This window comes from Aeribacillus sp. SP014, from assembly GCF_054055575.1.
Genome location: NZ_JBSRXI010000001.1, coordinates 1,297,407 through 1,321,656, shown reverse-complemented (window position 1 = coordinate 1,321,656; position 24,250 = coordinate 1,297,407). Strand labels below are relative to the sequence as shown.

Here is a 24,250-nt window from a genome sequence, read left to right as displayed (position 1 = left end):
CAAAATGAGCAAGCTCATCATAATAAAGAAATAGACATTCGAGTTAATTTAAAACCAACAAGGAAGCTTAAAACCTCAAATAATGAAATATGTTAATATAAACTCGAAAAGTAAGCACGTCTATCCAAACGTGTATTTTCTTTACTATGTAACCACCTGTCCCCATTCGCGCATTGTTAGCAAATCGAATGGGAACAGACTCGCAAATCATGTTTCCAGCCTAATCCCACATGTGGCGACAAATACCTTCATAAAGCTTCTTCAGGATTTCTTCTTGATAGCCAGCTTTTTTTATTTTCCGCATTTTCTCTTTGATCGGTTGCAATTCTTCGATCGTAACAGTTTCTAGTTTCGCTACTCGGTCATCCGACAGCAAAACCTCTGGAGATGACGCTAAGTAATCTTCTAATTGGAAATGCCATAAATGAATATGCTCCTGATTCCGCTCCTTTAATCGCTGCGCCATTTTTAGTCCTTCAGGATCAAAATCTCCAGAATAATATATTTGACAACCTTCTTGGATGATTAAGTCTATTAACATCAGTGACGCTAGTTTAAATTGCCCATTTGTGCAAATCAGCGGCGGAAAAGCGTCAGGAAATAAATCCAACAAAGCGGAAAATACGCCTGAGTTCTCAACGACAAATACGGTTTGCCCCTTAGCAGGATATGCACGCTTTAACTTCAATATTTCCCGCAATGGCACATTGAGTACTGTATTCGTTTTTACAGCAGAAGCAAACACAGAATGAATTCCCTGTTCCGTTTCTGTCAAAATTCCCGCACATGTCACAAAGTTTAAAATATCTTCCCGTAAAATGCCAAATGATTGCAGGAGCTCATTGACTTCCTCGACTGAGGATAAGTCATAGTCTTGATCAGAGTAAAATTGAAGTGCATGAAGAAATACTTTTCCTTGAAACGTATGTAAGTCAAATGCGTGCGGATCTTTTAGCACTTTTTGTGAAAAAATTGAAAGACGTTCATAATCACCTTTTTTCGGCAAATGATGAAGCGCAGTGCACACATTCTTTAAAACAGTCTCCAAATGTTCCCTATCTTGCGAATAGGCGATATGAATAAAGCGGTTTTGGGGAGCTGATTCAGCTATAAAAGACAGAAGCCTTGCTTGTTCGGGATATTGATGAATAAGGTTTTGAAAAAATTCTTCTTTTTTCTTCCGATCTGTTTCCCTCTTCTCTTGATTGGTTGTAATGTCTTCACCAAAATAATTCTCAAGTAACGTAACGAGCGGTATACCGGCAAAGCGCGTTTTCTCTAATTGTTCGGCAAACATTTTTAATGAAACCGAAGGAGTAGATTCTTGATGAAAATCCTTCCCAAAAAACGCCCCGAGTGCTTCTTTTTCTTCAAAGGAAAAACCGTCTAATTTGACCGTTCCGCCGATTCTCCCGAGTGATTGATATTTCTTTTTCATCAGCAAAAAAAGGCGGTGAAAGCCGGGTTCACCGCGAAAAAACTCAACAGCATCCGCTACTTTTTGTTCCAACATGAACCATCCTTCCTATATGGATGATGTAAAAGTAAATTCTTCGTCCGGATTTGACGCAAGTCGTTTCACTTTTCCATCCCAATGATAACGAATAACCGTAACGTACGGTGCATTTTTCGGGCGAACTAGCTCGCAAATAGAAAGCGATGGTACCGTGTCGTAGTCTCCCCAAAGTGCCTGAGAGTTCATGATATAGTTAAAACCAAGCTCTTCGACTAAAGCAAACATATCACGAATGTTATTTTCATCAACGCCGGCAAACGCTTCATCTAACGAAATAATATATGGAGCATCCTCTGCAGCCTCTTGATATCGTGAATATGCCGCGGCAAAAAGAGGAATATACATCGCCATCGCCTTTTCTCCGCCGCTAAATTTATAAAACTTTTGGTTCGTTAATTCCCGCTTTGGTTCATTTGTTTTTTGGTAATAAAGCGTAAACGAGAACCACTTTCGGTAATCGAGCACTTCTTTAATGACTTGGTGAAGCGTATTGCCCTGCCCACTTTCTTCAAGCATTTCTCTCGCTCGGTTGATTTTTGAGCGGAAATGCATCGTAACCCGCTGCAAATCTTCTTCCTTTAGCAGCCGCGAATTCATTCGCAACAATTCGACTAAATCTTTTGTGTCCATTTCTTCTTCGGTTTCCGCGGTCTTCGGCTTCCATTGAATTGAAAACGTCAGACCTGAAGAAGTATCACGTTTTTCCATTAATGCGTTCATATCTTTAACCCAGCGTTCGGCACGCTGTATGCGGCTTCGCAATATTCGCCCGATCGTTTTCAAAATAATATCTTCATACAATTCGCGGTCCTGTTCGTTAATATATTCTTTTTGCAGCAATATATCTTTTTCAATCTCTTTTAATACATAATATGGTGTGACGCGTTGTCCTTTGTAGTCTAGTAAAATGATGATACGTCCTGCTTTTTCCTTCCAATCGTTCGCTTTCAGCTCCGATTCCTCATCTAATGAAAGCTCGACGAACGGATTTTGTTTGTTCCAATCGGCAGGTTCCTGTGCCGGACGATATTCGATTAAATTCGGTTGTTCTTGGAAAAATATTCGGTTTAATCGTTCGGTGACAGAAAGTCGTGTATTCTCTTTTAATACAGAACCATATTTCCTGGAAATGTCTATTGCTTTGTCCAAAAGCGAGCCTGTTTCATTTTCGTCAACAAACACTAGCCCTCGTTCCAATTCTTTGGCAAATAGCTCTTCCCATGCTTGGACAAGAACCTTTGCAAATTCCAGTTTTCTCTCTAAACTACTTATTTTGCTTTCCATGTTTGAAAGTTGATTCCTTATACCTTCTTGCTTCTTAATTATCTCAGGAATTTCCGTTGTTAAAAACGTTAATCGTTCTCGAATCCGTTGAATCTCTTGACGAATATGTTCCGCTCCCATTTTCGTTAACATTGATTCGATATGCTCAAGTTCAAGTGATACCCGCTGTTGTTGATCGAGAAGAACATTGATTTCGCCTTTCGCTTCGTCTATTTCGTTTTGTAATGCTTCAAGCTGATCATTTAGATTTTTGATCATTTCATCGGTGTGCACGATGTTTCCATGCGAAATTTGTACATCATTTAACTCTTTTAAATATGATTTCATATAAGACAAAGCATCTTCGTACCCTTTTTTCGAAAACTTAAGGTCCAGTCCTTCTGTCTTGTTGCGCAAAGTATTTTTCACTTGCTGCCATTTTCGAGCAATTTGACCTAATTTTTCATTTTTCTTTTCTGTTTCTTTTTCTTTGCTCTCTACTTTGAGTTTCGTTTCCTTCCACTGGTCATAGGCATATTTGACATTTTGGTCAGTTGGAAACAATTGAAACCCTTCCGTAATATGGCGAATTCGTTCATCCACTGCCGCAAGCTGCTCTCGTTTTTCTCTTAGTTGAGTGTTTAAAAGCTGTAATTCTTCCTCAAATTGCTGAATTTTCTCAAGACGCAGCCGTTTCCGTGCGGCTCTTCCAATATACTTTGCCTTTTCCCTTTCAGGGGCATGTCCTTTTAAAAGTCCTAGTGAATATTGTCCGGATTCGTTTATGACAAAATAATCCTTTTCTTGCGGTTCGTCCGATACGATAATACTGCGCAATACCGCTTCGATTCGTTCCTTAGAAACACCTGAGTCATTCTCTACATCAGGTTTTAAATAATCCTCTAGCGTGTGTGCCATCATTGCCGGGTTTGGCATGATTACTCGATCATATTGGATATCTAAATCCGCTTCCACAATTAAAGCGTCGAGCAATCCAGCATGATTTAATGTAGATTCGATCCGTTCCCGCAACTCTTCAGAAACGTGCTCCTGAAATTCCACAGCTGCATAAAACGGAACGTAAGGTATTCCTTTCTCTTTTAACAAAACCCTTGTTTGCACCGTTTGCATGTCTCGTTCTGGTTCAGGATCTTTTTGTTCCTTCCAATAGCGTAATTTTTCTTCCGTTTCACGAATTTCATTTTCTATCAATTTCATTTCATGTTGTTTTTTAATTTTTTCCGCTTTCCACGATTCTAAAGATTGATAATATTGATTCGTAAACGGTTGTTTCACCTCTTCGAAATGATAGCGCTCATATAGCTCATTCAACCTTTGTAAAAATACTTGAAATGCTTCGTCATCCACCTTTATATCCGGATACATTTTGCTCCATTCAAACACGCTTTCCTGCAAACGGGATTTTTCGTCTTCAACCAGTTCATACCATTTTTTCTCTTCATTTTTTAGTTGGTCTAATTCCCTATTTAATTCGCCGAGCTCTTTATACGTTTCTTCATAACGTAATTGAATTTCATCATGTTCTTTCCAAAGTCCGTTAATTTGCTCCAGTCGATCAAAATGTGCATTAGCTTCCCGCTTCCATACGGTAAAATCAAATTCATATTCTCGGTTCCGCTGAAAATCTTCTTCGTTGATTGTATGCTCGGAAAAAGAGCTTTCTAACGCATCGTTCCGCATCATTTCTAACTGTTCTGTTAGCTTTTTCAATAACTGTTCGAAACGTTCTTCATACATGTTTAAGTTTTGTTCAATTTTCCGCTCTTGCTCTCGTTTTTCATCTATAAATCTTTCTTTCTTTTTGAGCTCTTTGTTTACATTCTGCAGTTTTTCCGCTGTTTCATTACGCTTTTCTTCTGCCTGAAACACTTCATGATTGGATAAATCAAGTTCCCGTTTACGCAGCACTTCTTGTTCAATCGATAATTGTTGAGTCTCTTCTTTCAATGTCGCAAGTGTTTCCTCATATTCACGATGTTGTGCGACAAGCTGTTCCTTTTCTTTAGCTAGTTTTTTAAAGCTTTTTTCTGATTTTACATATTCATTCGCTTTCTCAGCCAACATATATTCATTATAAGTCGAATAATGCTGGCAAAGATGCTTTAGAGCCTTCTCGTCTTTTTCAAGCTGTTCTAATTGTTGTTTTGCTTGATCCATATTTTCTATCGTTTCTGACAAGTGTCGCAGCTCTTCATCTGTAAGTGCTGGCAGCGAGCTTTCTAATATTTCGTAGATCACAGTTGGCTTAAAATCTTTTGAAAGCTTCGGACTGCGTAATTGAATGAGTAATTCAATCAATTCGTGGAACGCATCAAGCGACTCAAATCGAAAAATATGTTTATTCACTAACTCCATATATTCACGTTGCGAATCAACAACCGTACCGCCTTCACCAATAACAGTGATCAACTCCCGTTTCGTTAAAGGAATTTTTTGCGTCTTCCCGTCTGTCTTTTCTTCTTTATATAAACGCAAGTCTTTGCCGATGCGCCGATTGTCAAAAACGACAAATCCCCAAAAATCCATATTTTTCTGCCGTTTTGCCCGTAAGCCGATACCCGTTGTGATATATTGTTCAGAGTTTTTCCGCTTATATTCTAAAAATAAATAGCCTGTTCGTTCGTCCCTGTCGACGAGTTCTTTTTCCCCAAGCAAGTAATCTTCCATTCTTCTAGCTCGGGAACCGAACGGATCGAGGCGGTCAGGACTCTTTTTTCCATCAAGCAGAACCGGAAGAAAACTTTGCATCGTCACCGATTTGCCGGAGCCGTTGCTTCCACGCAATAGAAGTTTTCCGTCTGCGAAATGAAAAAATTCTTCATCATAATACCAAAAATTTAACACTCCCGCTCGATATAACTCCCATTTACTCGTCATCTTCATTCGTTCCTTTCATTAGAAAATCATCAGGATATGTTCCGACTAATCGACCTAAAAGAGGGTAGAGAATAATCATCCCAGTCTCCGCTTCACGTTCTGCCATTTTCCACTCCTTTAATGCACTCAATACTTCATCAGAAAGCTGAGAGATTGTCATGTCGCGGTATGTTTTACTCCATCCTTCGGAAAATTCGTCACGGCATTTTTTTAACAGACCTAAAAAATCATTTGGTGTTAAGCGGATTTGTCCATATTCATCAGACATGTGAACATCAAGATGCTGGCGAATAATTTTGGAAAAATGAAGAATAATCTCCGAAGTACCTTTTTGATCTGGAAACAGCGTATAGCGGCTTTGACGTTCCGGTAAAGTTAAAAGTGCCGCATTTTTAAAAAGTTCATAGCGATAATCAGTATGTTTTTCAATATCTTCCCGCAAGCGATGGCGAAAGTTTCTTAAATAATAAAAGTCAGGATCGTCTTTTTGTCTTCGATAAATGGCTGGCGATAAAAATAGTTGCCGATATATCCGATGGCGGCGATAGTCTTGCGGGGACGCTTTCCATTCTTCTTCTAAAATCTCCTCTATCGTTTCATATTGAAACAAGTCTTTCGGATATGATCTCATAAAATAGCGGGATACAACGGGGACTTCATAGAGTGCTTCATGGTCTTCTTTATTTGCAAACCCTTCAAGATCCCCATCGACGCGTTTTACGATACCAATTTGCTCCGACGTCCTCAGCACCCGAATGAGCGACTTCCGATGTTGATAATTCGTCCAATCGATTGGCAGTTCCCCGGGATACATCGCTTGAATCTCTTCACATAAATCGGACAGAAGAAATTTCTCATCGACGGCTTTGCTCTCTAAATATGCTAATAAGCAGCAAAACAGGGCATAATCTAATATATCTTGAAAATCTTGAATACCCATCCACGATTCTGGCTCAGCCGGGATTTTCTCGAGCTTTGCAAAATAACGGTGAATGATTAGCCGATATCCAAACTTTTCTTGCAAGTAACGTTTCAATACTTTTTCACGTTCTCTAATCTTTTGATAAAGCTCTGGTTCCTCTTCCCGGACAATCCAGAAGTTTTCAAACAGGGCTGTCATGGCTTCTTTCGCTTTTTCATCAAACCCTTGCTCCGTCTTTTCCAATGTTACATCTCTCCCTTTTCGAGGACATAAAGTTCATAATTCGGCATCGTAAGTGTACCGTCAGAGGCTTTCAATTGAATCGAGGAAGAATCCTTTTGCAAGATTTTCACTTTCCACCCGTTTTCCGTTTTTACGACTCCGTCTTGTTTTGTCATTGATTTTGCTATCCAGCTTAACAATGTTTTTCGAATGTGCGGTTCGATCACCGGCAACTCTCGTAATACGATTTTATTGTCTTGAATGAGGTTCTCTAACTCTTCTTTCTCACGTTTTTTCTCCAGCAAAAATTTCTCCTTCATCTCCTGTTTCTCTTTTTCATGTGTTTCGATCGCTTCCGGCTTTTTCTTTTCACGGTAATGGCGAACGCGAGGCTTTACCGTCCATTCTGTCGGCTCTTCTTCCCAAATATCGCGATAAAAGTTTTCTGTTGCATCGTTCTCTGTTATGAGATGCTTTGTATGGAAACAGCCGAAAACAACAGAGGATAGTCGGTGGGCATCTACTAAACTCGGAAGCTCGGAAAACCACTTTGCTAAATGGAGAAAATCTTTCTTGCGGCTGCGGAAATTGTGATGACGTTCCCCCAGCCTTTGCACGACCCGAGTCATACGGCGAATGGCTTCATTCGTTTGGTGCTGAAGAAAATACAATTCACTTTCACGTCCTTCTCTGCCTAAAAACCATTCTTTTAGACCTCTCCACTTTTCGAATAAATCTTCTTCAAGTTGTTCTTTCGTCACTTCCATTTCTTCTAATCGAGGAATCGTCATTTGATAATCAGCAACAATTGCGACTAGTTTGTGAACATCATCTTCTGCGATATCTTCCAACAACTTTTCAATTTTTAACGATGTTTTCTGTAAGGCAACGATGAAATCGCGTAAATATGTCGTAAATTTTTCTTTATATACAAGAAAGGCTTCCGACATCATTCGTTCTTCCGTGTTCTCACTGTTAAGGTAAGCGATGTAATCCGCAGAATTTTGAATGATTTTTTTGAAATAATCGAATGTTTCTTCCCAAATTTGATTAATCTCTTCTCGTTTTTCTTGAAAATCGTTTTGTATAATATTTTCTATTCGAACGAGTGAAGAGTATAAACGGTCAAAACGCGTTTTTTCTAAAGATCCTCCGAATGAATCCCCTAGCTTCTCTAACGTGCGGATCATCCTCTCAATTTCAACCGTGTAAGGACTGCATTGATAACGAAACCGTTTCTTTTTAAATTCTTCGATTGTGCGAATATTCACCGTCTCTTGCCGAGCAATTAAGTTTTTCCATTTGACAAGCTGATCTAAATCCTGCTGGAGATCGTCTTCCGTATAGTTCTGAAACTCCTTATGTTCTTTTAAAAATGCAAATACTTCTTCAGGAAACAAATATTGCCGCATTCGTTCATGCTGCATATAAAAATATCGTAAAATCGCCCGATAGCGATAAGCATTGTCCGTTGCCAAATACTTTGCCTCAGAAATCGGCTTCAGCCATGAAGAATCCATTATGCATCACCTTATAAATTATGTTTTTATTTCTATTGTAATAGATTTGCAGAGAGATTGAGACAAGATTTTGATGGGGATTTTTTTGCTGTTTTGATTTTTTGGGTATATTTCGTTTTTACGATCTGTTTTGTAAGCGTTCGCCAACCATCTCATCCTGTTTGTATGTGCCTCTTTTGTTTTTTTAAATCCTTTCAACACTTTTAATGCTTGTAAATCGGTGTTCCTGCCGTTTTCCGAAATACTCCCGGCAAGCGGTGATCCACGCGGTTCTATCTCCATTGAGAAAACCAGTCCATCATCGGGTCATAGCTGTATTCTTCCATCATAAACCCTTCAAGCCCTTCCTACACCGGCTCATTTCGTCTGATGCACATAGTGACGTTTGTTTACCAAGGGCACTCATGATCGATGTACTCCAACACCTGTTGAAGCAGTTCCCCGAAGGTTTCTTGAATCATCGAAAATAATTCCATTTCGATCTCTTTTAATGTTTGCCCACCTCTCTTTTCTCCTTGTGTTTGGTTTGTGCACTTATCACAATACAGGAGGAGAGTCCTTTTTGCATTTATTTTGCCTTTCCCCCTACCATTTAAGAGTAAGCGTAAAATAATCCCCACCTTTTAATGATAGGGATTAAATACTATTATTGTGATAAATTATTAAAAACCCGACAATTCAAAGGAATTGTTTTGGACCAAGGAAGTAGTTGATCAAGCTCATCCATATTGCTTATATCCATATTGGGAAGCCTTTCAAATAAGTAGCGAAGATAATAAAATGGATTTAATTTATTCTCTTTTGCTGTCTCCACAATACTGTAAATGATTGAGCTGACCTTAGCTCCTTTCGGAGTATTGCTAAAAATCCAGTTCTTCCTTCCGATCACAAATGGTTTAATGGATCGTTCACTTCGATTATTATCGATTTCTAAACGTCCATCCTCTAAAAATGCCACGAGTTTTTCCCATTGGTTGAGGCAGTATGTAATGGCTTGACCTAATAGACTCTTTGGTAAAACATTGCTTTTCTCTGTTTTTAGCCATGCTGAAAAAGCCTCCAACAATGGTTGGCTGTGTTTAAGTCGTTTTTTATATCGTTCTTCTGGTGTACATTCTTTCAAATCACGCTCGATGGCAAATAGCTGATTACAGAAATTGAGTCCTTCCCGAGCTGTGACTGCTGAATGACGTTTGGATTCAGGAAGTACGTTTAAAGCCTCATCGAACTTTCTGCGGGCATGAGCCCAACATCCAACTAATGTTACGCCGGATACCTTATGGTATCCTGCATATCCATCGACATGCAGGTATCCTTTAAACCCTTTTAGGAATTCTTTGGCATGTTCTCCTGCTCTAGTTTCCTGATAGTCATAAAGGACAAGTGGTGGATCCTCTCTTCCAGTCCGATAAAGCCACATGTAAGATTTCGATGTACTTGACCTTCCAGGTTCATGTAAAACCTGAACAGTTGTTTCATCCGCATGTAGAATGTCTTTAGAGAGGAGATGCTCTTTCATTCGTTGATAAATTGGCGCAAGCCATTTTTCGGCACCATAAAGCATCCAATTGGCCATGGTTTGCCTGGATAAGATCACACCTAATCGTTTGAACTGTTGTTCTTGGCGATATAGAGGTAGCCCCTCTACATATTTTTGATTCATAATATATGCCATGCTTGACGGTGAAGCTAAACTTTTTGGATACACAGATTTTGGGGCAGGTGCTGTAACGATTGGTGTCTCTATTTCATTACGCTCACAATGACGGCATCCATAGACATATCGAACGTGTTTTAAAACTTTGACTTGAGCCGGAATAATCACTAATTCTTGTCGTACTTCTGTGCTCATTTCGTGTGTTTTTTCACCGCAACACGAACAGACCTGCTCTTCTTCGGGTAAACGATATTCAATCGTTTCCATAGGCAGGTTTTCAAACGTAGCTTGACGTTGACCACGTTTCTTTTTACGACGATATGTAATTGTTTCAACAGTTGGCTCTTCGGCTTTTACATTAGACTCTACCTCTGCTTCATTGAATAAAGGTAGTTCTAATTGATTAGGATTTGTTTTTTCGCTTGAAGAGCCAAATTTTCGTTTTTGACTAAGACGATACTGTTCTTCATACCATCGTAATTTCGCCGTCAATTCAACGATTTGCTGTTGAAGTTTTTCAATTAATTCAAATGGGTTTTGGGTAGGATTCTTTAAATTTTTCATCATGTAGTAATAATTCGACGGTTTTAGCTATTTTCCTCCAAGGTTTTTGTTAAAAGTAAAAAATTCATATAACTGTTCTAGCCTTTACTTCTGGGTGTGCTTTCTTTTGCTCCATTGCAAGACCATCCAATAACCAGCGTAATTGCCGATAACTAATTTGTATCGTTCCAGTGTCATTTTCATTTGGCCATTGAAATTTTCCTTTTTCCAATCGACGATAATAAAGCCAAAAACCATTATAGTCCCAGTGAAGAATTTTTAATTTATCTCGCTTTCGATTACAGAACACAAAATAGCTTGATGAAAAGGGATCTAAATCAAATCCCTCTTTCACCAAAGCAGCTAATCCATCAATGGATTTTCTCAAATCAGTACTTCCTTTTGCCAAGTAAACTCGTTCAGCTCTTGTACCAGCTAACATGTTGATTTCAACGTCCTAACCACTTCTGAAAGAAAGGCCGGATCGAAACCAGGTTTTACTTCAATTGAAATCCCACTAATTTCAATCCGTAATGAATTTTCAACTGTTTGTGAATGATCTTCTAGGGTAACGGATGCCCATTTTGTAGACTTTCCTTGATTTTTTATTGGATTTTCAATTTTTCTTAACCAGTATTTAAACTGGTGAATACTCCATTGATTTTCCTTGCACCAGTTTACTTGAGTTTGACCGCTTTTACGATAGTCAGCGATTCGTTGTTCCCAAACCTTTTGTAATTCAGTATTCTTAGGCATAAAAAAAACCCCCTTCAATTTCATCTTGAGGAGATTATCTCATGAAATTAGCACATCAAGAAGGTGTGCAAGATTTGACGCTTACCAGAAAAGGGATTACACTACTGTCATTTAATAATTTCAATGTTTCTAATATTCCAATCTTGCCATTAGGATCTACTTTATAAAAGTATTTTTGTAAGATAGTAATTATGTCTCTTCCCATCTTAGCTAAATCTTGAGCAACTATATCTATATTATGCTCATTAAAATTATTAACTAAATTTCTAACCGTCTCCTCATATTGATTCATATTTTTCACCCCTAAAACTATCAAAGAGGGACACACTCTAAGTGTGTGTCCCAAAATATCTTTAATAACTTGCCTTAATTATAATCCATGCGCCGGCTTTCTTATAATTCTTGAGTTGCCTTTTTACATAGCTTCTTTTCCAAGAACCTTTTGGTTTTAATTCAACGACAACCCTTCCTCTAAAAAATTGAAGGTCTGGACGTTTTTTAGTACCTCTTAATGGTTTATCATATTTGCCTCCAGGAACAACTCTTTTCATAGCTTTTGTCCATGCTTGGTGCGCGGCTCTCCCTCTAACATATGTAGGACCCTTAGTAATATTGTAAATATTTCTTGCAACCTTAGCTGCACGGTAAGCACCTGAGCCTATTCCACCGATAGCACCTAAACCAGCTCCTATTGCAACAGAACCCCACAACTTCCAACCTTTGAGACCTCTACTTTTTGCAGACTTATACGACGATACTCCTCCGATTAACGCTCCTACTGCCATCCACACCCAATGCCCATCCGGATCCACCAGCATCACTGGATTGTTATTCGCATACGTATATCCGTTCTGCGTGAGAATGTCATCTGCATCCCCTAGGTCTGGATCCAAGGGAAGGAACACGCCATGCTCTGGATGGTAATAACGGGCGATTAGGTAATAATGGTGTTATGTCAAGAAAACGGACACGTTAAACAGAGAGAAATAGCTGAATTTAGGCAGCTACTTTTCTCTGGTTAGCGTAATACTTCTAAAAGTAATTCCCGAACCCTTTCGTGAACTTGTAATTCTTCGGAAAAATGGGGGAATTTGTTTAAATATTTCCTTAAAGGTTCGTAATAAGGATACAAAGCAAAAAAATCTTTATACAACAATTTTCTTTGATACCTAGGTATCTTTTTATGAGCAAGGACATAACTTAAACTTCCACTTATTAATGAACAAAAGCTGTCAAAGTCCCCTGTCAAACAGTATTTATCATTATCTTTAAAAATGGTATTTTCAATTCTTTCTATATCTTCTGAGGGAAAATCATTGTTTAATAATATACTCATTTTTTCAAGTTCTAATATTACATCGTGATTAACCTTCATAAATTGTTCACCTCTTTCTCTCTTTAACTATGTTAAAAATGATAATATTCATATTTCTACTTTTTCTTGAGTTTCCAACCGTTATGCCAAAATGTCACTATTTTCCCTCTTTTGGTATAATAACCTCCAACCTTTCCTTTCTTAATTCTATATCCTTTTTTGCCTGTAGATAGTGTCACTTCTTCTCGCAAATGTTTATTTGAACGATAGAATGCTCTCGCTAGTTTTGTGTATCTTTCTGGACTATAGGAGCGTCCCTTTCTAACGACATGTTAGTTATGATGATATGCTAGCGATTCTATACTATTTTTAAAGGTACCTTTATACCAAAACCGTGCGAGACCCTTTGCTGCTTGTGCTGCTCGAAATGCCTTAAATGCAGCACCACCAACAAGCCCTACGCCTACTGCAATCGCCGCCGCTTTCCAACCGCCTTTTTTAAATGCCTTATACCCATCATACGCCGCAAATCCGGCGTTAACCGCCAATCAGAAAAAATGCCCATCCGGATCGACCAGCATCACCGGGTTGTTGTTCGCATACGCATACCCGTTTTGTGTCAAGAGGTCATCCGCAACGCCCGGGGCGGGGTCGAGCGACAGGAACACGCCGTGCGTGGGATGGTAGTAGCGGGCGATCAAGTAGTATAGACCCGTTTCGTTGTCATATGAGGTACCAGTTGATTAACAAGCGGGAATTATTTTACACAAACTCTTCCTTTAGGAAAACGGCTGCCCGAAATGTCCAATCACAACATAGGCAGCCATCATTTATACTTACTTATACAATAATCATTTTGGCGGTTTTTTATCCATTAGCCTAAGTCTCTCTATTTTTTAATAAAAATTTAATTGTCTACGTATTATAAAGAAATCATTATAAATTTCGAACACTCAACATAGTAATTATTACAATATCCTTTATCTTTTTAGATAATTAAAAAATATTAATCACTTGAATTTCAGAAATAATATCTTTTAATTTTTCTTTACCGATTAGTGCTTATTTATAAGATGCTCTAAATTTTTATATACTTGATGTTGTAAATCATAGTACTGTGTACGACAAATGCCTCTTTGAGTATCAGTGATTGAATAACGTTCGCCCTTATAAGTGAATTCTATTTTTTTCATGGCCTATCCTTAGAAGCCCTATTAATTGTTCAAGATTCATCTTCTATCTCTTTACTTCCTTCTATCTTTATTCAAAAGTATGTCGCATTGCCTTTTTCCTAAGAGTAAAAAATCAGAAGGACGAATTATGTCCTTCTAAAAAATTTCTAACTGCCCAAGTGTGAAATATTACTTAACTATATCCATAAAATACTCTTTATAATACTTCTGATAATTTTACAGAGACATATCGCTTTGAATATTTCTCGTAAAGGGCTATCTCATCATCGCTTATCCACTGTAAATGACCTAAAAACCTATCATAAATAAGTTCATCCGGTTCAGTTGATACTATTTCTTTTTCATGCAATACTTTACCATTTCTATCTTTAATCACTATCTTTAGTGTAAAATCATATAGATCGTGATTGCAAATTACCTCAGCTTTATATTTTCTATTTGGACTAAATTTTAGTTTATCCCATATAAATTCATTAATATAGTTTAACTCCTTTACTCTCTCATAAGCTTCTTGAAAAGGATCAGGATCCCAATTTTTCTCCCTAATAACGAAATCGAGGCTATTTTTTAACAGTTCTAAAATTTCTACTTTCTTCTTGTTATCTGGATACTTGAGAAATTCTTCAACATTATATGGTACTAAAACTTGACAGAAACCATCAAAACATTCTAATAGTTTTATTTCGGGATAATTACCACAATGGAAATTTAATTGCCTACAATCAACAGTTTTATATTTTTTATCAAAGACTCTTTCATACAATTTGGTCATGCATCTAGTTTGAAAGGAAAAGCTTTTTTTAACATCAGTTATCCCTTCTTCACCTAATAACAGAAATGTTTTTAGTAACATAGCTTTCCTCCTTTTTTTATGCAGTTAAGGTCTGACGTGAAGATACATGTTGCCCCCAGCCTTTCTCACTGCATAAGCTCTTCCTCTTTCCCACTTTAGGGCATTCTCTCTTCCATAAATATTTCTCTTAACAATTCGTGCATAATATCTACTGATTCACCGCATTATAATCAGCCGTGATCGTCGTCGACTGTCCATCCTTTGTTTTCACGACTTTCGTCCGTTTCCCGAATCCATCATACGTATACTCGATGGTCGTTCCATCCGGGCATTGTTCGGTCTCCAACTGATCGAGTTCATCACTCGACACGTGCCTAGCACCTTAGTCAAAAAATTGGTGCGCATGGCGGGGGAAATGGAGTATTAACACCGAAGGGGCCGAATCCGCTCCTTCGGTGTTTCTTCTTTTCATCCGTTCATCAGGCGTACTAGAAATAGTTATCCGAAAAAATGTGCAAAACGTTTAGAAACACTGTACAAAATCCGAAATACTCCGCAAAAAATTTGCACATGATTTCCGAAGCTGTCCGAAATAATTTGAAAAAGGGATTCTGAAATCATGTGCTAATTTACAAGTATGGTCTTAAAAATTTACAACACTAAACTTGACGGGTATGGGACACATCCCCCTATTCATTCCAAATCCATTTCAGAGATACTCCATCTATCTTGCATTACACAAAATTCTTAACGGTACCAGTTGATTCAGTGCTACACTTCATAAAAAAGAACTTACTTTCTCAAGGTATGATGCGATTAATCGCCCCAGTGAAAGATTTTCACATGATGTATTAAAATATTATCCTTTCCTTGCTGTTCTTCTGTTAGCTCCTCTCCTCCCCAACTTGGTGTCATTAAATGAAGTCCTTGCTTATGCTCTAAAAGGATTTCAATTTGTTCTTTTAAGTATCTCAAGCCTTTTTCATTTGCATGGATTTCAAGTTTTTCTCCATCACTGTCATATTCAAAGGATAATAGATGTTTTTGCAATTTATTGATGTTAGACTAAAAAGTAGACACAGATTATTATAGTAATAATAGACTGAAAAATGAGGTGTCTACATGACAAAAAAACAAAGGCGGTACGAGGAAGACTTTAAGCTTCAAACTGTTCGTTATATTTTGGAGGAAGCGAAATCTGTTGCACAAGTGGCTCGTGAGCTCAAAATTAACGAAAATACTCTTCACGGCTGGATGAAAAAATATAAGCAAGAACCTGAAATAACAGAAACCCAAACGTTTCGATCCGAAGACCACGAAGTTCGTGAACTGAAGAAACGTATTCGGGATCTGGAGGAGGAAAACTCCATCTTAAAAAAGGCGATGCACTTCTTCGCGAAAGACCATCGGTAAAAGATTCATTTATCCATGAGCATCGCTTCGATTACCGATTGGAGAAGATGTGCGAAGTATTGAAAGTTTCTCGAAGCGGTTATTATAAATGGCGTGATCGTCCCAAAAGTGCTAGACAAGAGCGTCGAGAAGAATTGACGCAGGAAGTGCGTCGTGTGTATATCGAATCTCGCCAACTGTATGGGAGTCCAAAGGTTGCCAAAAAGCTTAATCATGAAGGCATTAAGGTTTCACAGAAGACGGTTTCCCGCATAATGAACAAAGAGGGAATGAAGTCTCGTACCGTGAAAAAGCATAAGGCTACCACTAACTCAAAACATAACCATCCGGTCCACGAAAATGTCTTAAACCAACATTTTACTGTTACGAAACCAAATGAAGTATGGGTAGCTGATATCACATACATTCCAACGGATGAAGGTTGGCTTTATCTAGCTAGTATGATGGATTTGTATTCAAGGAAAATAGTCGGCTGGCATATAGACTGTTCCATGAAAAAGGAGCTAGTGTTAAGTGCTTTAAAGCAAGCCTATCAGCGTCAACAACCACAGGGTTCTATCCTCCATCATTCTGATCGAGGGAGTCAATATGCTTCAAATGACTATCAAGCTAAGCTAATGGAATACGGAATGAAATGTAGCATGAGCCGCAAAGGAAATTGTTATGACAACGCTTGTATTGAATCATTTCATGGGGTTATAAAAAAAGAACTAATCTATCAGACTCGTTATAAAACAAGGGAGGAAGCAAAAAAGAGCATATTTGAGTATATAGAAATATTTTACAATAATAAACGTATTCACTCCGCAACAGAGTATTTTTCGCCATCTGAATACGAACGTATGTACTATAAAAAGGGAGCTTAATGAACATATTAATAGAATAGTTAGACCCGAAAATTTACCTTTTAAAAATAATTAGGACAACGTCGTAATTATTTTTAAAAGGCCACCAAGCGATAGCGCGGTAGCTGCGAAAAAAAATCTATAAATTTTTGTGTCTACTTTATTGACCTAATATCATTATATACCTCCAAAGCTATTTTAAAAAGTATTTTTTCTTTTTTCTTTTACTACCCTTTAACCTATTGACATCAACGTGTGGAGGCTCATAACCTTTTTTATAGTGTCCCCCTTATCTAGATAGTAGGAACGTCTTGTTTTAGGATTTACATATCCACCCTTACCATTTAATGGGTCTGAACCTCGTTTTTCAAAACCTTTTTTTATAAACATGTCTTCTATCTCTTTGAAAGTTTTTCCTTTAAATGGGTTACCTAATCCTTTTAAAAACCTTTGAGCCCGTCTAGCTTTATACACCCTATACGCAATTTTGGCACCTTTAAACGCAGCACCGCCAACCAGTCCCACACCAACGGCAATCGCCGCCGCTTTCCAACCGCCTTTTTTAAAGGCTTTATACCCATCATACGCCGCAAATCCCGCATTAATCGCCATCCACACAAAATGCCCATCCGGATCCACCAACATCACTGGATTGTTGTTCGCATACCCATTCTGTGTAAGAATGTTATCCGCATCCCCTAGGTCGGATCTCTATCCGGATCGACCAACATCACCGGATTGTTGTTCGCATACGTATAGCCGTTCTGTGTAAGGATATCGTCCGAATCTCCTGGATCTGGATCTAACGATAAGAACACGCCATGCTCTGGGTGATAGTATCGGGCGATCAGGTAGTATAGACCTGTTTCGTTGTCATATTGATATCCTGCATAGCGATATGGGTTTTCTGCTGCCATATCCCCCGATTGGGAAAGAATCTTGCCCCATGTATCGTATTGATAGCGCGCGGCAAGGTTTCCTTGGGCATCCGTCAAAGCAATGACATCGCCATGCGCGTTGTAGTGGTAGAAGTAGGTGGCATTGCCTTTTTCATCGCCAAGAGCTGGCCGTTTTCTCCGTATACATACGATCTTACCACATTTCCGCTCGCATCGGTTTCATACAGAACGTTGAGGCTGTCGCCTTGGTAGTGGTAGTTCGTCACAACGCCATTCACGTTCTTTTGAATGCGGCGGTCGTCTTCGTCGTATTTGTATGTGACAAACGGCGTGCTTTCGCCTTTTCTTGTAATCGAAACCAATTGATCCGCTTCGTTCCATTCATATCGATACTGGCCGTCTTCCAATCGGTTGCCGTTGGCATCGTACCTCATCGTTTCGCTGCCAAACCGAATAAGCTGATTGGCCTCGTTATAATCGGCATTGGTCGTCGTCGACTGCCCACCCTTTGTTTTCACGACTTTCGTCCGGTTGCCGAATCCATCATACGTATACTCGATCTTCGTTCCATCTGGAAGCTCTTCTTCCACTAATTGATCCAGCTCATCATAACGGTAATCGATTGCTTTTCCTGTTGGGAATTCCACTTTCGTCCGATTGCCGTTTTCATCATAACGGTACGTTTCGGACAGTATTTCTTTTCCGTCCGCTGTACCAACCGATACGTTTTCGACGAGGCCACGATCATCATATATAAAGGTTGAACCGGCTCCGTTTCCTGTCGTGAAGGTGCGGATGTTTTTCTCTCCGTCATAATCAATGTTTTTTGTTTGGCTACATTTCTCTATTAGTTGTTATTCTTTCTCACTCTGAGATAATAAAAGCTCACAAACCTTAAAGTAGGTCGTGAGTTCTAAACAAAAATTTTTCATAAAAAGGCTTCATCAATATTCTGTGTTTCTGTCAAGATAGGTTTGAAAAATTCTATCTTTAAAGTACCCCTACGTTAACAAGACGACATATTAGGAAAATAGATTGGATTTGTATATCTAAAAAATTCCCAATTATACTTCGTTTTAGTTTTCATACTCCCAAATAGCGTACCGACTAATAACTAAAGCTGTTTCGTTCCACGTTTTTCTTGAACAATGGGCAAGTATTTTTTTGAGACGATTCTCTACACTTTTTATATTAAAGTCTTTCATTATAAACAATCCTCTAGCTATCTCCAATCCTGACTTTTCCACCATATCCCCTAACCTTTTTGGACTTGTAACATAAATAGTAAATACTTCAGTAGAATCTGAGTCCCCCTTGATACCAATATCCGCTTCAATTTCTATCCAAAAATCATCAACCTCCTCTCCCCAGTCTTCATCCATTATCGTTAAACAAAATAATTCAGGAATTATCATTTATATGTCTCTCCTCCATGCTAAAAATTAAGGTGTGCATTTCGTAACTTATATGTCTTTTTGTTGATAGGACTCTTATAAAATTCCTCAAAATTCGCTTGATATACCCTTCTTGTTTTCTTATACTGCATTCTAAATACTTTAGATTTATCTTTACTTCTATATCCTATCCATTTACCATTTTTGTAAAGTGGCTTAGCCCCTGGTCCACCCCATGCTTTCCCAGCCTTTTTTGCTAGTCTCTTACTTACTCTACCTACTTCTACAGTAGTGTTACCTTTTCCATGCTTAGCCGCCAATAAAATCTTCATAATCTTGGCTGTTTCTTTTGCTTTATAAATTCTATACGCTTTAAAAGCAGCACCGCCAACCAGTCCCACGCCAACGGCAATCGCCGCCGCTTTCCAACCGCCTTTTTTAAAGGCCTTATACCCATCATACGCCGCAAATCCCGCATTGATGGCCATCCATACCCAATGCCCATCCGGATCGACCAACATGACTGGGTTGTTGTTCGCGTACGTATAACCGTTTTGTGTGAGGATATCATCCGAATCTCCTGGATCTAACGATAAGAACACGCCATGCGTTGGGTGGTAGTAACGGGCAATCAGGTAGTATAGACCCGTTTCTCGGTCATATTGGTATCCCGCATATCGGTATGGGTTTTCGTCGGCCAAGGAACCGGATTGGGAAAAAATATTTCCCCACGTATCGTATTGATAGCGCGCGGCAATGTTTCCTTGGGCATCCGTCAAAGCAATGACATCGCCATGCGCGTTGTAGTGGTAGAAGTAGGTGGCACTACCTTTTTTCATCGCCAACAGTTGGCCGTTTTCTCCGTATATATACGATCTTACCACATTTCCGCTCGCGTCGGTTTCATATAAGACGTTGAGGCTGTCGCCTTGGTAGTGGTAGTTCGTCACAACGCCACCCACGGTCTTTTGAATGCGGCGGCCGTCTTCGTCGTATTTGGTGGTGACAAACGGCGTGCTTTCGCCTTTTCGAGTGATAGCGACAAGCTGATCGGCTTCGTTCCATTCATATTGGTACTCACCGTCTTCGGTCCGGTTGCCCTTCGCATCGTACGTGACCTTGTAAAATCATTTTCAGTTTATCAACCACTTCCTCTTTTGTTGGTTGTCTCATTTTTTCACCACTTTCCAAAATAGTTCCCATTCTTATCAAAACGATAGTGAACCTTGGCACCACCAGTAAATTTAGTATCAGGTCTAACCTGTCTAATTCTACCATTATGATCCACAGTCTCATGCCACGTTCTCTTTCGACACATACCTATTACCCTAATCGAAAAACCTCAAGAGAATTTGTCTTCTAAGGATTATTCACGATTATAAATCGTAAATCTGAGAAATTTCACCTTTTAAACAGACATACTTACATAAAACACCTTCCAATTTCGTCTATTAATCTCTCTAATTTTATCCCCAGCTCATTTGGTTCATCATCATTTAATCCTTTTTCCAAAAACTCTTCATTTACAATATCTCTCAATTCGTTACCTAAAGTTTCATTTATATTAATTTCATTATTTAAAACCCACAGAAGGTCGGGTCTACGGGATTCCAAGCATTCTCTTAATAAAAGTAACATATCTGCGCTTAGCTTTAACATTTACTTCCTCCTTATACCTTTTGAGCCCTTTGCGTAAGTAGTAATTATTTTTCCGTTCTTATTTAGAACTACAACCGCATTCTTACCCACATATTTCGTTCTTCCTCCTGACTGTTGAACCACTTTTTTTTGGGTTTCTAGTTGCATCTAGAATAGCTTTAGGAGCCACTCCTCTACCACCATCTCTTTGCATAGCCTGTGCTAAACCATGTTTAGTATATCTTGTTATTTTTCCAGCTACAGCCTTTCTAGTAACTTTAGCAAAATTTAGAGCCCGTCTAGCTTTATACACCCTATACGCAATTTTGGCACCTTTAAACGCCGCACCGCCAACCAGTCCCACGCCAACGGCAAAGGAACAATATTTGGTTAACAATAACGTTCTTCAAACATTCGTTGAAGGGCTTCATGCGCTTCGGCAAATCCTCGTAACTTTTTTGGCAATCGCTGTTTGAGTCCAGCCTTTCTGATACAACTCTCGAATCATAAAAAACTCCCCAATCTTCAGCATCGTTTCTCCCCTCATCCAAGATGTCGTTTTGAAACGATTATCTGTCATTTTTGGGGAATTTTAAACCGCTGTTATTGGGGATTTTATCCGTTGATGACATACTACAAATGCAAAGATATAAGGAAGTAAATGTTAAAACTGGGTGCAGACATGTTGCTAAATGGGTTTTTCCTGTGCCGAGGAGCAGGCAGGATGACATTCTCGCAATTGCCAATGAAGCGCAGGCTGCACAGTTCCCTAGCATCCAACTGAGGAGCCAGATGGATCTTCTCATTCCACTGGAATGTTCTTGGTTTAGGAAACGGCGCCTTGTTGAGCAGGCGCGCCACCTTTGCCTCTTCCCTCAATGCCAGCTGCTTGCATATGAAGGTTTATACGAAATCTTTGATGTTACCGAAATTAAACAATGCCAATTTAATGATGGTAAAGATGATTTATATTACTTTTATCGACTAATAACGGAGATAAATATGTTTCCAACAGTGCGGCAATTAATAAAAGCAATATATCTATGATCAAAAGTATAAAAAGATTTTTTCCCAAACTGATAAATGACTTCCTACCAAATTCCTTTTTTTTTATCATATTAAAAATGTTTACAGTAACATATAAACCTATTGATGCCGTAAAAAACATATTTATAACTTCGATTATTCCATGCCCGGCGAAAAAGGAATATGCTGTTTTTAAGCTAGTTTTTTCTACCAAGCTATGGAAAATAAATCCTAAATAAAAAAACTGCTGGAAGAGAAAAATCAAAGAAAACAATCCGAAACTAATGATTGAGAAAAAATGGTATGAATATGTATTTCAAAGTTCGTAAAAAAAATCTTTTTAAAAGAAGGATGCAAGTCCGGGTTAAACTGCTCATTAGGTAATAACAAAAAACCTAAAAAGAAAAATATGATTCCCGTTAACGAACTAACTAAAAAACAAATACTAAATATTTTAAATTTCACGGGTACCACTCTCTAATACCACCTTATCAAACAGATCATCTCTTCTTAACCTTATCGTTTTATTTGAAAAATCAGATAAATATATGTCTGTTGAATGAGTTGCATAAATTAAAATTGCTTTGTTTTGAACGACGTAATTCTTCAAAAAATCGAGAATGACTTTTCTAGAATGAACATCTAAATTTACAAAAGGTTCATCAAGCAGAATCAAATCAGGCGAAGAAAGAAGTGCAAGTATTAATGACAGTTTTTGTCTTGTACCCAATGATAGTTCCCGTGTTAGTGTATCTTTATATTTATGGAGCCCAATTTCTTCCATGAGAGCACCAAGAGTCTCGTCCAATCTTTTTTTATTCAAGAAGGACAAGATCATATCTATAGTTTCGGAAGGAGTTAAATATTCATATAAAAAAGGTGTATTACCAATTAATGAAACTCCTTCCATATACTTTTTGAAATTGTCTTTTAATGAAATTCCATTTAACTTGATGTCACCCTCGAATTTGGTCATTCCGCCAATGGTATTCAGTAAAGTTGATTTACCGATACCATTTTCACCCAGTAATTCCACAATACTTTTTTTATCAATTTTCAAATTTATACCATCAAAAATATAAGGTGAATCTCCATATCTTTTCTTAATGTTTATTAACTCAAGCATTTTTTACCTCTCTTTAAGAAAGTTATAAAATAATAAAAAAATAGAGTATATAAAAAAGCACATGATTATATGATAGACACTTCCTGATTTTATCGAATAAATAGCGACAGCACTGCTAATAATTAAAGGAAATCCAATTATAAACAGATCTTCTATTGGACTGAAAAAATAAATAAAAAAATTGTCTTTGATTTCTTCTAATGATAATTTTTTAAATCGAAAGACTCTTTTTGTAATGATCTGTATTGTGCTGAAGTAGATAACGGTTGAACATAAGCCAATGATGGCAGTAACGGACGAAAATCCGTAAAGTACGAATAAACCAAGATAATAGCTGAGCAGGATAACAAAGAGTTTTCTGGAAAGAAATTTAGAAAGTAAATTCTCATAGTATTTTTTCTTATCAAACTTCTTTATATAATAGTAATCACTTAAATTTGAGTTATTTAACATCTTTGAACTATTTATGATTCCCTGGGATATAAAACTGATCATCACGCTTTCAACTGCTAAATAAACAGTTAGGATAATGAACTGATGAACACCAAAATGATAAGTTATAAACCATATTATAAATGGTAAAATTGCTGCGAATAGATAAATATAAAATATATATAAATAGTAGGTTCTATTTTGAACGGACCTGGACAAAGCAATCAGGTACTTATCTAATTGCGGATCATATTGATATCTTATGAAATGTTCTTTCCGCTTCATATCGTTTGGCCCGTGAAAAAATAAAAATAAAATCTGATGATTACTCCAATAGAATTTTAAAAGAATTGTAAGAACGGCAGCAATGATTCCGAAAATCTCATATAAAAAGATTATTACGTAGCTAACATTCATTTTTTCCATATAAATAAAGATAAAAATGCAGTAAAAAAGAATGCTTGTTCCAAATGTTAATGCCAATCTTTCCAGGATTAGCAACTTGAATTTATTTTTTCGGGCTTTATACATCCATTCAGAAACATTTTCCATTTCCTGAGGATCATAATCATCATTATTGATATCTGTGGACCAAAGGCTAAAAATTAAATAGATTGTTGCGACATACAAAGGATTTATAAAAGGTTCTAAATAGGAATGAAAATAATAAATGAGCGAGTAAACAAAAATTGGTGCTATTTTTGACATAAAATTAATAACCTGATTTATTTTGTATAATACGGACAGCAATATTTTTTTATCTGCTTCAGAAAACTCATTGAAAATAGATCTGTAGAAAATCTCTATATTGGAAATTGCTTTTCTTTTTTTTATTAAACGTTTATATTTGAAATACTTCATCTGTCCTCAATTCCCTAA

21 protein-coding genes and 5 pseudogenes are annotated in these 24,250 nt (G+C 37.8%); 1 reads left to right on the top strand and 25 read right to left on the bottom strand.

What is annotated here, in order from left to right; genetic code table 11:
• Nucleotides 1-220 precede the first annotated feature (220 nt).
• The 17 genes and pseudogenes from ACVIJU_RS06585 to ACVIJU_RS06505 form a co-directional block, all read right to left on the bottom strand.
• Entirely contained in the window at nt 221-1,513 is a 1,293-nt protein-coding gene (locus tag ACVIJU_RS06585) for a TIGR02679 family protein (RefSeq protein WP_339212360.1), read from the bottom strand.
• 12 nt (nt 1,514-1,525) lie between these two features.
• Nucleotides 1,526-5,677 (bottom strand): TIGR02680 family protein, encoded by a 4,152-nt coding sequence (locus ACVIJU_RS06580; RefSeq protein ID WP_339229312.1) that lies wholly within the window; start codon nt 5,675-5,677, stop codon nt 1,526-1,528.
• On the bottom strand, nt 5,667-6,797 hold the full coding sequence (locus tag ACVIJU_RS06575) for a TIGR02678 family protein (protein WP_063386466.1): 1,131 nt from the start codon (nt 6,795-6,797) through the stop codon (nt 5,667-5,669). The genes ACVIJU_RS06580 and ACVIJU_RS06575 overlap by 11 nt, the downstream gene beginning before the upstream one ends.
• 47 nt (nt 6,798-6,844) lie before the next feature.
• Entirely contained in the window at nt 6,845-8,341 is a 1,497-nt protein-coding gene (locus ACVIJU_RS06570) for a TIGR02677 family protein (protein ID WP_063386431.1), read from the bottom strand.
• Nucleotides 8,342-8,359: 18 nt separating this feature from the next.
• Complete coding sequence (locus ACVIJU_RS06565) at nt 8,360-8,623, bottom strand: hypothetical protein (protein ID WP_063386432.1); 264 nt, start codon at nt 8,621-8,623, stop codon at nt 8,360-8,362.
• Nucleotides 8,571-8,688: pseudogene (locus ACVIJU_RS06560) on the bottom strand (UPF0236 family transposase-like protein); the annotation flags it as partial. The gene ACVIJU_RS06565 and the pseudogene ACVIJU_RS06560, both read right to left, overlap by 53 nt.
• A 299-nt stretch (nt 8,689-8,987) precedes the next feature.
• Nucleotides 8,988-10,565, bottom strand: a complete 1,578-nt coding sequence (gene tnpC / locus ACVIJU_RS06555) for an IS66 family transposase (RefSeq protein WP_327864003.1) — start codon at nt 10,563-10,565, stop codon at nt 8,988-8,990.
• A 61-nt stretch (nt 10,566-10,626) separates the two neighbouring features.
• Complete coding sequence (tnpB, locus tag ACVIJU_RS06550; RefSeq protein ID WP_157727923.1) at nt 10,627-10,983, bottom strand: IS66 family insertion sequence element accessory protein TnpB; 357 nt, start codon at nt 10,981-10,983, stop codon at nt 10,627-10,629.
• Nucleotides 10,977-11,297: an IS66 family insertion sequence element accessory protein TnpA gene (tnpA, locus tag ACVIJU_RS06545; protein ID WP_327864002.1), complete on the bottom strand. Its 321-nt coding sequence runs from the start codon at nt 11,295-11,297 to the stop codon at nt 10,977-10,979. The genes tnpB and tnpA overlap by 7 nt, the downstream gene beginning before the upstream one ends.
• A gap of 55 nt (nt 11,298-11,352) precedes the next feature.
• The gene (locus ACVIJU_RS06540) at nt 11,353-11,589 is read right to left on the bottom strand and encodes a hypothetical protein (RefSeq protein WP_456687409.1); all 237 of its coding nucleotides are present in this window, start codon (nt 11,587-11,589) and stop codon (nt 11,353-11,355) included.
• A 61-nt stretch (nt 11,590-11,650) separates the two neighbouring features.
• Nucleotides 11,651-12,082: a hypothetical protein gene (locus ACVIJU_RS06535; protein WP_130158299.1), complete on the bottom strand. Its 432-nt coding sequence runs from the start codon at nt 12,080-12,082 to the stop codon at nt 11,651-11,653.
• Nucleotides 12,083-12,103: 21 nt separating this feature from the next.
• Nucleotides 12,104-12,232 (bottom strand): annotated as a pseudogene (locus tag ACVIJU_RS06530) (RHS repeat-associated core domain-containing protein); the annotation flags it as partial.
• 83 nt (nt 12,233-12,315) lie between these two features.
• Nucleotides 12,316-12,672, bottom strand: a complete 357-nt coding sequence (locus ACVIJU_RS06525; protein WP_063387349.1) for a YxiJ-like family protein — start codon at nt 12,670-12,672, stop codon at nt 12,316-12,318.
• A 272-nt stretch (nt 12,673-12,944) separates the two neighbouring features.
• A pseudogene (locus ACVIJU_RS06520) lies at nt 12,945-13,349 on the bottom strand (RHS repeat-associated core domain-containing protein); the annotation flags it as partial.
• A 652-nt stretch (nt 13,350-14,001) separates the two neighbouring features.
• Nucleotides 14,002-14,658, bottom strand: coding sequence for a hypothetical protein (locus ACVIJU_RS06515; protein ID WP_456687408.1), 657 nt, complete (start codon nt 14,656-14,658; stop codon nt 14,002-14,004).
• 148 nt (nt 14,659-14,806) lie between these two features.
• Nucleotides 14,807-14,968, bottom strand: a complete 162-nt coding sequence (locus ACVIJU_RS06510; protein WP_327856383.1) for a hypothetical protein — start codon at nt 14,966-14,968, stop codon at nt 14,807-14,809.
• A gap of 446 nt (nt 14,969-15,414) precedes the next feature.
• The gene (locus ACVIJU_RS06505) at nt 15,415-15,648 is read right to left on the bottom strand and encodes an Imm32 family immunity protein (protein ID WP_063387347.1); all 234 of its coding nucleotides are present in this window, start codon (nt 15,646-15,648) and stop codon (nt 15,415-15,417) included.
• 72 nt (nt 15,649-15,720) lie between these two features.
• On the opposite strand from ACVIJU_RS06505, the gene ACVIJU_RS06500 reads away from it, so the two are divergent.
• Nucleotides 15,721-16,877 (top strand): IS3 family transposase gene (locus ACVIJU_RS06500; protein WP_456687407.1). Its coding sequence is split into 2 segments (ribosomal slippage): nt 15,721-15,982 and nt 15,982-16,877, totalling 1,158 coding nucleotides; the frame shifts between segments, so codons are not numbered across the junction.
• 213 nt (nt 16,878-17,090) lie between these two features.
• Here ACVIJU_RS06500 and ACVIJU_RS06495 read toward each other — a convergent pair.
• The 8 genes and pseudogenes from ACVIJU_RS06495 to ACVIJU_RS06460 all read right to left on the bottom strand — a co-directional run bounded on the left by ACVIJU_RS06495 (nt 17,091) and on the right by ACVIJU_RS06460 (nt 24,232).
• Complete coding sequence (locus ACVIJU_RS06495; protein ID WP_456687406.1) at nt 17,091-17,468, bottom strand: hypothetical protein; 378 nt, start codon at nt 17,466-17,468, stop codon at nt 17,091-17,093.
• 101 nt (nt 17,469-17,569) lie between these two features.
• A pseudogene (locus tag ACVIJU_RS06490) lies at nt 17,570-18,579 on the bottom strand (RHS repeat domain-containing protein); the annotation flags it as partial.
• Nucleotides 18,580-18,831: 252 nt separating this feature from the next.
• The gene (locus ACVIJU_RS06485) at nt 18,832-19,170 is read right to left on the bottom strand and encodes an Imm8 family immunity protein (protein WP_456687405.1); all 339 of its coding nucleotides are present in this window, start codon (nt 19,168-19,170) and stop codon (nt 18,832-18,834) included.
• 20 nt (nt 19,171-19,190) lie between these two features.
• A pseudogene (locus tag ACVIJU_RS06480) lies at nt 19,191-20,267 on the bottom strand (RHS repeat domain-containing protein); the annotation flags it as partial.
• A 304-nt stretch (nt 20,268-20,571) separates the two neighbouring features.
• Nucleotides 20,572-20,808, bottom strand: coding sequence for a hypothetical protein (locus tag ACVIJU_RS06475; RefSeq protein ID WP_066246758.1), 237 nt, complete (start codon nt 20,806-20,808; stop codon nt 20,572-20,574).
• A 925-nt stretch (nt 20,809-21,733) separates the two neighbouring features.
• Entirely contained in the window at nt 21,734-22,078 is a 345-nt protein-coding gene (locus tag ACVIJU_RS06470) for a stage II sporulation protein M (protein WP_456687404.1), read from the bottom strand.
• Between the two features lie 189 nt (nt 22,079-22,267).
• Entirely contained in the window at nt 22,268-22,939 is a 672-nt protein-coding gene (locus ACVIJU_RS06465; protein ID WP_456687403.1) for an ABC transporter ATP-binding protein, read from the bottom strand.
• A 3-nt stretch (nt 22,940-22,942) separates the two neighbouring features.
• A complete protein-coding gene (locus ACVIJU_RS06460) occupies nt 22,943-24,232 on the bottom strand; it encodes a sugar transporter (protein ID WP_327863972.1) in 1,290 nt (429 codons plus the stop codon).
• Nucleotides 24,233-24,250: the final 18 nt, after the last annotated feature.